8 protein-coding genes are annotated in these 12,846 nt (G+C 52.6%); 2 read left to right on the top strand and 6 right to left on the bottom strand.

The window, feature by feature from the left end; translation table 11 throughout:
* Nucleotides 1-24: 24 nt before the first annotated feature.
* Nucleotides 25-2,592 carry an Ig-like domain-containing protein gene (locus U8T64_RS02605; RefSeq protein WP_322180667.1) on the bottom strand — a complete coding sequence of 856 codons (2,568 nt, stop codon included), beginning with the start codon at nucleotides 2,590-2,592 and terminating at the stop codon, nucleotides 25-27.
* Between the two features lie 534 nt (nucleotides 2,593-3,126).
* A complete protein-coding gene (locus U8T64_RS02610; protein WP_322180669.1) occupies nucleotides 3,127-4,749 on the bottom strand; it encodes an S-layer homology domain-containing protein in 1,623 nt (540 codons plus the stop codon).
* 191 nt (nucleotides 4,750-4,940) lie between these two features.
* On the opposite strand from U8T64_RS02610, the gene U8T64_RS02615 reads away from it, so the two are divergent.
* Entirely contained in the window at nucleotides 4,941-5,270 is a 330-nt protein-coding gene (locus U8T64_RS02615; protein ID WP_322180671.1) for a helix-turn-helix domain-containing protein, read from the top strand.
* Between the two features lie 621 nt (nucleotides 5,271-5,891).
* On the opposite strand, the gene cysS is transcribed toward U8T64_RS02615, so the two are convergent.
* The 4 genes from cysS to U8T64_RS02635 form a co-directional block, all read right to left on the bottom strand.
* Complete coding sequence (gene cysS / locus U8T64_RS02620) at nucleotides 5,892-7,310, bottom strand: cysteine--tRNA ligase (RefSeq protein WP_322180673.1); 1,419 nt, start codon at nucleotides 7,308-7,310, stop codon at nucleotides 5,892-5,894.
* Nucleotides 7,311-7,312: 2 nt separating this feature from the next.
* Entirely contained in the window at nucleotides 7,313-7,999 is a 687-nt protein-coding gene (gene epsC / locus U8T64_RS02625) for a serine O-acetyltransferase EpsC (RefSeq protein ID WP_322180675.1), read from the bottom strand.
* A gap of 639 nt (nucleotides 8,000-8,638) precedes the next feature.
* Nucleotides 8,639-9,823, bottom strand: a complete 1,185-nt coding sequence (locus tag U8T64_RS02630) for a ribose-phosphate pyrophosphokinase (RefSeq protein ID WP_322180677.1) — start codon at nucleotides 9,821-9,823, stop codon at nucleotides 8,639-8,641.
* 186 nt (nucleotides 9,824-10,009) lie between these two features.
* Complete coding sequence (locus U8T64_RS02635) at nucleotides 10,010-12,034, bottom strand: beta-galactosidase (RefSeq protein ID WP_322180679.1); 2,025 nt, start codon at nucleotides 12,032-12,034, stop codon at nucleotides 10,010-10,012.
* Between the two features lie 207 nt (nucleotides 12,035-12,241).
* Between U8T64_RS02635 and U8T64_RS02640 the strand changes: the two genes are divergently transcribed.
* Nucleotides 12,242-12,703 (top strand): GyrI-like domain-containing protein, encoded by a 462-nt coding sequence (locus tag U8T64_RS02640; RefSeq protein ID WP_322180681.1) that lies wholly within the window; start codon nucleotides 12,242-12,244, stop codon nucleotides 12,701-12,703.
* Nucleotides 12,704-12,846 lie beyond the last annotated feature (143 nt).

Consider the following 12,846-nt stretch of genomic DNA (forward strand, 5'->3'; position numbering starts at 1 on the left):
CTTTATTCTGTATTCAGCCCCGCCTTACCCCAGAAAGCGGTAGAGGAAGGACACGATCTGGCCGCGGCTGCAATCGTTGTGGGGGCTGAAGGTGGTGGCGCTGGTGCCTGCGGTGATGCCGTTTTCCACAGCCCAGGCCACGGAATTGGCGTAGTACATGGTGGGGGGAACGTCCCGGAAGGGACTGACGGAGGAAACCTCCGGCATGCCCTCCATGCGATGCATAAAGCAGACGATCTGGGCCCTGGTGCATTTGTCGTTGGGGGCGAACCGATTTTCGCCCACGCCGCCGGTAATGCCGCGCTCCGCCGCCCAGATCACGGCGTCGTAATAATACTCGGTTTCGGAAATATCGGTAAAGCTCACCTCGGCGTTTAGGGGCTTGGGGGAGCCCGCCGCGCGCCACAGGAAGGTGACGGCCTGGGCCCTGGTGCAGACCTGGTTGGGGCGGAAATGGCTTTTATCCGTTCCGGCGGTAATGCCCTTTTCCACAGCCCAATCCACGGCGGCGGAAAAATAAGCGCCATTGGGAACATCGACAAATTCATTTTCCTCCGTGGGGTCCAGAAGCTCATCTCCCACGCCCAGTACCCTGACGTAGCAGGTAGCCTCCAGGCGCCCGCAGGCCGCGGTGATCTTGACAAAGCCGGGGCTGATTCCCGTAACCTGCCCGTTTTCCACCACAGCGATCTCCCGGTCGCTGCTGCTCCAGGAAACGCTTCTGTTAGCGGCGCTTTCCGGAAGGATCCCCACGGAAAGGGTTTTTGTTTCTTCGGGGGCAAGCTCTAAAAAGCTTTCTGAAATCCGAAGCTCTTCCACCTCTATTTCGGAAACCGTCACCGCACAGGTTTTGGAGAACGACCCTGCTTTGGCAGTGATAACCGCTTTTCCGGGCTTCAGGGCTGTGAGCCATCCGTCTACCACCTGTACAATTTCCGGCGCGCTGGAGCTCCAGGTGACCGTGCTGTTCCAGGCGTCCGAAGGGTATACGGAGGCCGACAGCAGCTGAGTTTCCCCGGGAGAAAGCTCCAACTCGGAGGCGCTGAGGGTCAGGCCCTCCACCTCGCGCGGAACCACCAGAATCGAGCAATAGTCTTCTTTCCCTCCTGCTCTGGCCCACACACGGACGAGACCCTCTCCTTTCGCGGTAACAAGCCCGGTAGAGGAAACTGAAGCAACAGAGGAGTCGTCGCTGCGCCAGGAAACGGAACGATCCGCGGCGTTGGAGGGGTAGACAGAAGCGTTCAACTGAATAGTATCTCCGATTCGGAGCTCGGCAGAAGCCCGATCCACTGTGACACGACTAACCTCAACGCCCTTTACTGTCACCTGGCAGGAGGCGCTTTTTCCGTCTACCGTGGCGGTGATCACAGCGGTGCCGGGATTTCTGGCGGTCACAGCGCCTCCGCTCACCGAGACCACGGAGGAATTACTGCTGGACCAGGTAACCGACCTGTTCGTGGCGTTAGAGGGCGCTATCGAGGCGCTGAGCAGCTCGCTTTGCCCCACCGTCAGGTTAAGGCTGCTCTTGTTCAGTGACACGCTGGAAACCCGCAGGGGGTTTACTGTGATGCTAAAGGACTTGGAAAGTATAGCTTTCTCATTTTCATCTAGAAGGGAAATGGTAATATTGGCCGTTCCAGCGTATTGTCCGGTAAGATTCAAATCAGCGATACCCTTGCTTGTCGTATTGCTCCAAGAACCGGATACAGCACCTGTAGAAATCGCCCGTCGTATCGTTTTGATGTTGCTTCCCGCTGTATAATTGATCCTCAGCGTTTTTGTTTCCCCTACATTGAGAGAAGACACTGTATTCGTAAAAGAAAGACTGCAAGGGATATCGCTTACCGTGAATTTTTGGTCAATGCTTGCCTTTCCCGCCCCGTTGTGGGCGTCCATGCGGATACTATAAGTACCAGCTTTCGTGGGCTTGTAGGAGACGGAGCCGGTAAACTTCAGCTTTTGAAAAACATTGTTCCCCGCGCCGAAAGCGCCGCCGTCCCAAATGCTGACGCTGTACTGCTGCGCGCCGGTGGCGGTGGGGGCGATGGTCACGGTTTCGCCCAGGGTATAGCTGCTTTTGGTATTTGTTTTCAGGTTTGTGGGCAATACGGTAAGCAGATCACTGGTCCAAATCTGATTTTTCTTGCCGTTATAGGTCTGCACACAGACATTGGAGCCGTTGGCACTGCCGGAAGCGGTCAGCAGCAGGTTCTGATTATAAGCGGAGCGCAGCAGGAACCCGCCCATGGATTCCACATATTCCGGGATCCAGGTCTGCGTGCCGTGCTTAGTGGTGGTCCAGGTGCACACGTTTGCCCCCGCTCCGGGCGCGTCGCCGTAAATATTGAGCGCCCTTGACGTGGCACAGCGGGGAACCAGCAGATACCCCGCGCCGTTTTTCACAAATTTAAAGTCCTCCCCGCTGCCGCCGGTCCAGGAGTTGACAGTGGCATTGGCGTTGTTCGCACTACTGTTCCCGCTGATGTTTAAATAAGACTTCGTCCAGGAATTCCGAACGGTAGCGTACTGATCCGTTTTGACATTGACAATATAATCCGGAGAGGAAGTACCAAAATGAACAACCACCATGTGAGAGTATCTTCTCCCACATTCATAACAATTCCCGACATAGGCGGGCGTGTTATTTTGGGCTCCATTATGCTGGTAAACATTGACATATGTTCCTGAAACATCACTGACTAAAGCCGTGTGCTGGTAAGGTCCACCCACTGAATCCGTTGGACACCCTTGGCAAAGCCAGAAAAGAACATCGCCCTTTGAGACCTTTCCTTTATTATCGGCAGTCTTAATGTAGTTACCCGATGGAGTCAAATACTGAATACTGGCAATTCTTGCCCCCCTCACTACCTCGTTGTTAAGCTGGTTATAAAGATTGGTGCACTCTGTATTATATGAAGTCAACCCTCCAGCCCTTATACAATCGCTGACAAATTCGGCGCATAATCCCTTTCCAGTGTTCCAATTCGCTCTGGCATAATCCAACGCCCTTGACACATTATACGTTGTGGCTGCATTCGCCGAAACCGGCATTACGCCAATTACAAAAAGAACCGCGAGTAAAATTGACAAAAACCTCTTTTTCATACTTCCGTACACTCCTTTTTATTGATAAGCCCGATACAAAAATGATACGATCTGGGCTCTGGTGCAGCCGGATTCCGGGCTGAATTTCCCGTTTCCGGTCCCGGCGGTGATCCCCTGCTCCACCGCCCACTTTACGGCTTTTTCATAATAGGAGCCTTTTTTCACATCGGAGAAACTTTTTACCGTCTTGCTGGGCTCCGGCTCACCCGCTGCTCTCCACAAGAAGGTCACCGCCTGAGCTCTGGTACAGCTTGCTTCCGGACTGAATTTTCCTTTCCCCGTGCCGTTGGTGACCCCTTGCTCTACCGCCCATTTGACCGCTTTCTCATAATATTCGCCCGCTTTTACATCGGAAAAGATCGTAAGGCTGCTGTTGGGTTCAGGGCTTCCGGAATCCCGCCAGAGAAAGGTAACGATCTGCGCCCGGGTACAACGCTGCTCTGGGCTGAAATGGGTTTTGTCCGTTCCAACAGTGATCCCGTTTTCCACCGCCCAGGCAACGGCATCATAATAGTAGGCGCTGGCAGAAATATCGTTAAAGATTTCTGTGTTACCCGTACCAATATGGAACACTATATTATCGATTACTTCTTTCTCTCCTCTTTCCATAAGTTGATATTCTGCACTACATGCGGGATCATCATGGTCATAACGAATATCTGTTGGTCCCCACAAAATGACTTCATATCTGATGTCGCCGATTCGAAAGTTTCTCAACCATGTTCTCCGCGGCATGTTTTTCCAATCATCTCCAGAAGTTACCTGTATAGTGAAAAGCCTGCCACCATATTCATTTTCCTTATTGAGACGGGAATAAAAACTGATAGATGTAAAGTATTGAGGAAAAGGCCCTGTATCCTTTTCTGTTACTACATGTCCTTCCCAGCTTTCCGGTAAATTGATTGTTGCGATATGCTTTCCTTGGAAATAGAATTCTTGCTGTAACCTGAACGCCTCACCGGATAGTTCACCAATTCTGGCGAAATCAATCAACTCAGTGCCTTCCATGATATATGCTTGATATTCCGTTTCTGTCAGGTATGTACTTTTTCCGTTTTCAATAAAATAATAAACCGGCTCTTTTGTTCCAGTAGCATCAAACGCCAAACGGCACGAGATGGCAAGCTTTTTATCTTTCATAGTCCAGTAGCCCCAATCTGCCATTTGCATACCATTACGAAGTTCTTGATAAACTAATGCGTGGTGTAACGGAGAATAACGGAGTACCTTATTGTATTGATCTCCTAAATTATATTTTCCATCTTCGTATTGACTTTCAATTTCAATATTTCTTACGGTTTCTGTTTTCATGTCATATTCAAACACAAGATAATTTGCAAATCCTAAACTGTCCTTCTGAGTGCTAAGGAGCAATTCCTCACAACCATTCCCATCAATATCCAGAAATGCATATTCAAAAATCTTGTCTTTCCACATAACATTTGTAGCGCTTTGATATTTTCCAGAAGTAACATATTCCTTCCAAAATTCCTTTATGTTCGTAACTTCTTCCGCATTTGCCGAAAGCGGAAAACAGCCCACCAACAGGCAAACTGCCAGCAGCAAGGAAAGAAACTTTTTTCCATTCCGCACATTCATTTTTATAGCCTCCCCACATTGTTTTGAGGCGGTTTTCGTCATTGAAAAAACCACCCACTTCGCTAATCTTTTTATGACAAAATGTCAATTTAAGGTTCATTATACAACATTTTGTCATGTAGTCAAGCTTCTTTCTTGAATTTCCTTGGATAATATCGACATTTTGTTTGATTTCATGTATTTTTTGGGCCTGCACGGTATACTATTTTTCATCATACGCGGGGAGTGAGAGCATGCAGGAGCGGCTGCGGGAATTGCGCCTTCAAATGGGAAAAACACAGCAGGAAATGGCCGACCTGCTGAATATCACCAGCTCGGCCTACAGCTTGTATGAAACAGGGAAGCGCCAGCTGAATTATGAAAGTCTTTTGCTTTTGGCGGATTACTTTGATGTAAGCCTGGATTATCTTTTCGGGCGCTCTTCCGTGCGGAAGCTGCCAGTGGATTTTACCCTGACCGATCAGCGGCTTTTAAAGCAATATCACAGCCTTGACAGCCGGGGGAAAAAGGCCCTTCAGGCCTTGCTGGAATTTGAGGCAAAGCAGGAAAACAATTCGACATAAAGTGTGGAAGTGCGATCAGCCATAAAAAACGGAACCACGGAAGAGAAAAGTCTCTTCTGTGGTTCCGCTTTTTATGGCTGTAACGAATCAGATGTTAGCCGTGAAAGGTCAGTTGTTAGTGGAAGGCCAAATTCCCTTTGTCATTGCTAAAAAAGCAAAATAGGCTTCGCTTTTCCGGCAAAAAATCCCGTCCTTCTCATATAAAAAGCCAAAGGACGAGATCCTTCGCTTTGCTCAGGATGACAGGAGGAGACTTAGGATAATTTAGGAAAGGAAGCTCGGGAGGACAGGACGAAGGTTCAGAGGAACAGGAAATATGCTTGGGATAACAACCACAGACCCCCCTTCCCTTTCTAACAACTAACTACTTATGACTAATAACTAAAGAACGAGATCCTTCGCTCCGCTCAGGATGACAGGGGGGAGATTGAGGTGGCAGAGAAAAAGCTCAAAATGACAACTTGGAGCCCGTTCCCTTTCTACAACTAGCTTCCCAACTACCCGCTGATATGGCAAATTCCAATCCGCAGCCCCTTATGCCCTTGCTCTTAAATAATTGCTCATTCCTAATTGCTAATTCCCCAAGCCGCACCGCCCTTTCTAACAGCTAACTGCTAACCACTAACAACTAACGTGCCACTCCACCCCGTCCGGCGTGTCCTTCATGACCACATGGCGGGCGGTAAGCTCGTCGCGAATGGCGTCGGCGGCGGCCCAGTCTTTGCTTTTTCTGGCTTCGGCGCGCTTCGCGATCAGGGCCTCGATCTCTTCCCGCTCTTCCTGGGAAAGCTCTGCTCCCCGGGGCGCGGCGGCCTTTTCCGCCGCCTCCAAAAGACCCAGGGAAAGCACGGAATCGAAGTCCTGTACCAAATACCGCTTGGTGGCGTCGGGCAGGTCTGACTTCAGCATATCGTAAAGCACGGTAAGGCCCAGGGAGGTGTTCAGGTCGTTCCCCAGCGCCTGGGAAAATTTCTCCCGCCAGGGCTTTGCCGCCTCCCGGTCCGGCTCCCCCTCTTTGGAAAGCCCGGCGACACGGGACGCCAGCTTTTGGTACGCCTGGGCGGCATTTTTCAGGCTTTCAAAAGAAAAAGCCAGGGGCTTGCGATAATGGGACTGCAGGCAGAACAGCCGGTAGCACAGGGGATCGTACCCCTTTTCCTCCAGCAGCGAAACGGTGAGGAACTCTCCCTTGGACTTGCTCATTTTTCCCCTGGCGTCGTTCAAATGCAGCACGTGGAACCAGTATTTGCACCAGGGATGGCCCAGGTACGCCTCGCTTTGGGCGATCTCGTTGGTGTGGTGGGGGAAAGCGTTGTCGATGCCGCCGCAGTGGATATCCAGGTACTCTCCCAGCTCCCGCACGCTGATGGCAGAGCACTCGATATGCCAGCCGGGGTAGCCGTAGCCCCAGGGGCTTTCCCATTTCAGCTCCTGATCCTCAAATTTTGATTTGGTGAACCACAGCACGAAATCGGTTTTATTCCGCTTATTTTCATCGGCGTCCACGCTGTCCCGCACGCCTACCGCCAGATCCTCTTCGTTCTGGTTGCCGAACACATAGTATTTTGAAAGCCTGGAGGTGTCAAAATACACATTTCCACCGGCCTGATAAGCATAGCCCTTTTGCAGCAGAACAGAAATAAACTCGATAAAATCCTCGATGCGGCTGGTGGCGGGCACCACGGTATCGGGCCAGCGAATGTGAAGCTTTTCACAGTCCGCCCGGAAAGCGTTTGTGTAAAACTCCGCGATCTCCATTACGGTTTTATGCTCCCGCTTTGCGCCCTTGAGCATCTTATCCTCTCCGGTGTCCGCGTCGGAGGAAAGATGCCCCACATCGGTGATGTTCATCACCCGATCCACCTGATAGCCCTCGTACCGCAGAAATTTCTCCAGCACGTCCTCCATCAGGTAGGAGCGCAAATTGCCGATATGGGCAAAATGGTACACCGTGGGGCCGCAGGTATACAGCCGCACTTTTCCCGGCTCGTGAGGGACAAAGGGCTCTTTTTTCATGGTCAGTGTATTTACTAGCTCCATTTTTATTCTCCTTTTTCTACCCGGGCTTTTTCACCGGTTTCTTTTTCCTCCAGCAGATTGTTCAGCTCGTTCTGCATGCGCTCCAGCTGGCCCCGCAGATGACAGAGCTCCATGGAAACAGGGTCCGCCACATGGATCTGATCCAGCTGGGTGCTGGCGCATTCTACCTTTTTCCCGCCGATCTTCACCACCCGGGCCGGCACGCCCACCGCGGTGGCGTCCGGCGGAACGGCGTCCAGCACCACGGCCCCCGCCGCTACCCGGGCGTTGTCACCTACGGTAAAGGGGCCCAGCACCTTTGCCCCCGCGCCCACCAGCACATGGTTTCCCAGGGTGGGGTGGCGCTTGCCCTGATCCTTTCCGGTGCCGCCCAGGGTCACATTTTGATACAGGGTGCAGAAATCCCCGATCTCGGCGGTCTCGCCGATGACCACGCCCATGCCATGGTCGATAAAGAGTCCCCGGCCGATTTTGGCCGCCGGGTGGATCTCGATCCCGGTCTTTTTCCGGGAGCGCTGGGAAATGAACCGGGCCAGAAATTTCAAATTGTGCCGGTAAAACCAGTTTGCCCTGCGATGGGCCCGCACCGCCTTAAATCCGGAATAAAGAAAAAATACTTCCAGCCTGGAGCGTGCCGCCGGATCCCGCTCCATAACAGCGTTCAGATCCTCCTTCAGCTTTTGAAACATAATAATCACCTTCTTGGGTATTTAGATGCTGGATACTAGATGCTAGACAATGGCAGCGCTGCTGCGCACGATGCGCAGTGAGCAATTAGCAATGAGGAATGAGGAATGAGCAATTTAAGGTCAAGGGAAAGGTCCTTTCACCTGTCATTCTGAGTGAAGCGAAGAATCTCGCCCTTTGTTTCTGAGTAAAAGTCCGAAGAACGAGATTCTTCGCGGCAGCAAAGCTTGCTTTGCTGAAAAAGCGAAGCCAGCTTCGCTTTTTGCTCAGCAATGACAGAGAATGGGTGCCAAACTATCATTTACCGCCCCGCCCTTCATTGCTCATTGCTCATTCACCATTTAAAAACGAACAGCGCTTTCGCAGACGGATTTTTCGTCTGCGAAGGCGCTGTTTCGCGCGGTTCCACTTCGCTTTGTTCTCCTGCGGAGGATAACGGCTCCCGCCGGGTGGGGATTTCCCCCCGCCTGCTCCGGAATGCATTCTCCCCTGCCGCGGCCAAAAAGGGTTTCAGCCGGGAAAGCACGGCTTTCGCCATGCCCTCCACGCCCTTTTCTCTCTGCTGCCCGGTATCTCCGGGGATACTTCTTTCCTTCTTCGCAATACTAGCTTATTTTATGCCTTTTGGGCAAAAGGGTTCCTTATTTCTCAAAGCTCAGCTGCTGTCCCTGGTATTTGCTGCGCTCTTCCCGCCGCCTTTCCAGAAGCGCGTCGATCTTCTGGTGAGGGTCGATCAGGGAGCTTACGGAAATATCATGGTTCAAAGCGGAAATAAAATACGCGATGTACTTTGACACATCCACTTCATAGAACCAGGGGCGGTTTTTCAGCTCTTCCGTGCGGTAGGTCAGGTTGGAACCGAACACGCCGTCGATCACGCCTTCTCGGTAGGCCTTATCAAAGGTGGCAAGGCCGTTGGTGAAAATGGCGTAGGTGGCATAGGCGAAAATGCGCTTTGCCTTTCTTTCCTTCAGATTATAGGCAATGTCCAGCATGGATTCCCCGGAAGAGATGATATCATCGGCAATGAATACATCCTTCCCTTCCACATCGGAGCCCAGATACTCGTGGGCCACAATGGGGTTTCGTCCGTCCACCACCCGGGAATAATCCCGGCGCTTATAGAACATGCCCATTTCCACTCCCAGCACAGAGGCATAGTACATATTGCGGCTCAGGGCGCCCTCGTCGGGGCTGACGATCATAAAATCGTTCCGGTCGGTGGAAAGATCCGGAAAATTGCGGAACATGGACTTCAGTACCTGATAGCTGGGCATCAGGTTGTCAAAACCCATCAGAGGCACGGCGTTTTGTACCCTGGGGTCGTGGGCGTCAAAGGTGACCACATTTTCCACCCCCATGGCGTGAAGCTCCTGCATGGCCACGGCGCAGTCCAGAGATTCCCGGTAGCTTCTGCGGTGCTGCCTGCCGCCGTACAGCAGGGGCATGATCACGTTGATTCGATGGGCCTTGCCGCTGGCCGCCTGGATCAGCCGCTTCAGATCCTGAAAATGGTCGTCGGGAGACATGTGGTTCTCCTTGCCGAAATAGTTATAGACACAGCTGTAATTCCCTACATCCACAATGAAAAACAGGTCATAGCCCCGAACCGTATCGGTAATGATCCCCTTTCCGTCCCCGGAGGAGAACCGGGGGCAGCTTGCCTTGATCTGGAAGGTATCGACCTTCACGCCTGCCTCTTTCGCCCATCTCAGCAGGTGAGCCTCGATCTTGCCGGAAAGCTCTGTCGCACCCTCCAGGGAAACGATCCCCAAAGGAGCTACACGGTTTTGGGGGCTGAAAAAAAACTGCGCCGATTGTTCCATTCTGCTGGCCATCCTTTCTCTGTCCGCAAATATTTGATTGTAGCTTCACTTGACAAGGGAAGCTGCCGGGCCTTTTATGAATAAAATCTTAACACAATCCTGTCCGCAATTCTACAAAAACCTGCGAAAATTTTAGAGAATTTTGATTTTTCACAGCCCCTACAGTTTTTCGGGGCAATCTCCCCCTTATTTTGTGCTTCCCTGCAATACGGCAGAGCCGTAAGGAGGCAAAACAACTTCCTTTTTTTCTTCTCCGGTTTGAAAATCCCTGTACCCATGGGGCAGAGAAACGCTTTTTTCCACGCCGGAGAAGTTTTGCAGAAACAGGTAACGCTCCTCCTCTGTTTCCCGCAGGCAGGCTTCCACACCCTGAGGCGGGTCGCTGTCCAGGGCCTTTTTCAGCCCCAGCTCTTCCGCCAGCTCGTGATAAAAATCATCGCAGAAGCGGTTTTCCGTTCTGGCGGCAATATAATAGGCTTTCCCGGCCCCGAATCCGTTTACGGTAAGGGCAGGCTCTCCCCGGTAAAAGTCTTCTCCGTAGGTTCCCAGCACCCTGGCGCCTTCCGCGTGGATCAGGGCGCAGAGCTCCGCGATCTCATAAGTTTTTTCCCCCATACAAAGGGTGTTTTTCTCCCCGTCCCACAGACCGTCGGTAGATTCGTTCCAAACGCCGAACAGCTCTCTGAGTCCCGCGCCGGGCCAGCCGCCCAGATAGCACAGATCGTTTTCATTCACAAGGCCGGTAAGATATGTTCCCACCAGCGTGCCGCCGCCTTCCACAAAGCGCTGGAGCCTTTCCTCGATCCCGCCTCGCAGCAGGTACAGCATGGGGGCGATCACCAGCCGGTAGCCGGAAAGATCCCTCTCCTCGTCGATCACGTCTACGGCAATGCCCTGCTTCCACAGGGCCCGGTAGTGCTGCTGCACTGTTTCCACATAATGGATTCCGCAGTTTCTGGGGCCTGCCGCGTCCTTCATGGCCCAGCCGTTTTCCGTATCAAACAGCAAAGCCACCTGAGGCTTACTCATACTGACGGCGAGGCTGCTCAGCTCTTCCAAGCGCTGCCCCACCTCGGTCACGTCCCGGAACACCCTGGTATCGGAGCCGCCGTAGTGATCCACCACCGCTCCGTGAAATTTTTCGGTAGAGCCCCTGCTTTTGCGGAACTGAAAATACTGCACGGAATTGGAGCCGTGGGCAATGGCCTGCATGCACTGGGCCATGTGCATGCCCGGGCGCTTCAGGCGGGAAACCGGCGTCCAGTTTGTCATGCTGGGGGTGGATTCCATCAGCAGGAAGGGCTGCTTTTTCAAGGAGCGCATCACATCGTGCCACAGGGCCACCTGAGCGGCGGTTTCGCTGTTGTCGCCCGCCTTCCACCAGGGGTAGCTGTCCCAGGAGATCACGTCCAGTTCGTCCCGGAATTTGCCGTAATTATAGTCGTCAAAATAGTACATGAAATTCGTGGTAACGGGAAGCATCGGGTTCACGGCCTTTACCGCGTCCCGTTCCAGCCTCATAAAATCGATGACCTGATCGGTGGTAAAACGCTTCCAATCCAGGTTCAGGCCGTGGGTGCCGGTCTCGCCGTTAGGCACCGGGGCATGGATCTGCTCCCAATCGGTATAAGTGTGGCTCCAGAAATCTGTCCACCACTGATGGTTCAGCTCCTCCAGGGTACCGTACTTTTTCTTCAGCCACTGCCGGAAGGCCGCCTGGCACTGGGGACAATAGCAAACGCCCCCGTATTCGTTGGAAAGGTGCCACAAAAGCACGCCGGGGTGAAAGGCAAACTGCTCCGCCAGGGCGGTATCGATGGCCTTTACCTTTTCCCGGTAAAGGGGAGAGGTATAGCAGTGGTTGTGCCGCCCGCCGGTCTCGTCCCGTACAAGCTCCCGGGAGACCCGGCGGATCTCCGGATATTTTTCGCTCATCCACACGGGCTTTGCGCCGGAGGGAGTGGCAAGCACCGTGTAAATGCCGTTTTCATACAGATCGTCAATAATTTTCCGGAGCCAGCCGAACTGATACTCGCCCTCCCTGGGCTCCAGTTTGGCCCAGGAGAAGATACCCACGGAAGCACAGTTGATATGGGCCTTTTTCATCAGCTCAATATCCTTTTTCAAAATGTCGGGGCACTCCAGCCATTGGTCGGGATTATAGTCTCCGCCGTGGAGCAGATAGGGGAATTTCGGGGTCTGGGATTTCATAAAAGCAGGCTCCTTTCGGAAAATAAATCTGTCTTTTCCCATTGTAATACGAAGCGGGAAAAGCCGCAAGGGGAAATAGTCGTTAGTTGTGAGTATTAGAGCAAGGGCTTTCAGGTGAGCGGGACAAAAGCGGGTGGAATTTGACAGGACGAGAGGGTAAAATGTACGGTATCATACAGTCAGGCACTGGGAAAGGAGAAAGAAAAAATGAAGTATGAAATTCGGAAGAAGGAGAGCTTTGCCGTCATTGGGAAGCTGGGCTCCACCGAGGACGGAGAAGGATTTATCGGGCGGCTGTGGCAGGAGGCAAACTCTCATTTTGAAGAAGTAGCCGCCCTGGCAAAGAAAAGGGAAGACGGAGCTTTCGCCGGGTTCTGGGGCCTGATGTCCGACTGCGGCATGGCCTTTCTCCCCTGGGAAAACGACTTTTCAAAGGGCCTTTACCTGGCGGGCGTGGAGGTGGAGGGATCCGTCGAGGCCCCTGCGGGCTGGGTGAAGTGGGTCTCTCCCGGCTATGAATACCTGGTCACGGAAGCAGGCCCACAGGCTTTCTCCCAGGCACTGGAGCAGCTCCGGCAGGAAAACCGGAAGCTGGCCGGAGCCGTCTACGACTATACCGATCCCAAAACCGGGGAAAACTATCAGTTTTTCCCCATTCAAAAGCTTTAAGGCGGCGGAAATGAGGAATGAGGAATTAGCAATGAAGGTCAAGGACGAGGCGATAAATGATAGTTTAGCGAACAGTTCCCTCCTGTCATTCTGAGGAACGCAGAAAGCTATAGCTTTCTTGACGAAGAATCTCGACCTTAAAG

Source organism: Neglectibacter caecimuris, assembly GCF_034335015.1.
Taxonomy (GTDB): Bacteria; Bacillota; Clostridia; order Oscillospirales; family Acutalibacteraceae; genus Acutalibacter; species Acutalibacter caecimuris_A.

Coding starts and splice junctions, on each gene's coding strand:
- U8T64_RS02605 (WP_322180667.1), bottom strand. CDS start 2,592: ATGGTGGTTGTTCATTTTGGTACTTCCTCTCCGGATTATATTGTCAAT.
- U8T64_RS02610 (WP_322180669.1), bottom strand. CDS start 4,749: ATGACGAAAACCGCCTCAAAACAATGTGGGGAGGCTATAAAAATGAAT.
- U8T64_RS02615 (WP_322180671.1), top strand. CDS start 4,941: ATGCAGGAGCGGCTGCGGGAATTGCGCCTTCAAATGGGAAAAACACAG.
- cysS (WP_322180673.1), bottom strand. CDS start 7,310: ATGGAGCTAGTAAATACACTGACCATGAAAAAAGAGCCCTTTGTCCCT.
- epsC (WP_322180675.1), bottom strand. CDS start 7,999: ATGTTTCAAAAGCTGAAGGAGGATCTGAACGCTGTTATGGAGCGGGAT.
- U8T64_RS02630 (WP_322180677.1), bottom strand. CDS start 9,823: ATGGAACAATCGGCGCAGTTTTTTTTCAGCCCCCAAAACCGTGTAGCT.
- U8T64_RS02635 (WP_322180679.1), bottom strand. CDS start 12,034: ATGAAATCCCAGACCCCGAAATTCCCCTATCTGCTCCACGGCGGAGAC.
- U8T64_RS02640 (WP_322180681.1), top strand. CDS start 12,242: ATGAAGTATGAAATTCGGAAGAAGGAGAGCTTTGCCGTCATTGGGAAG.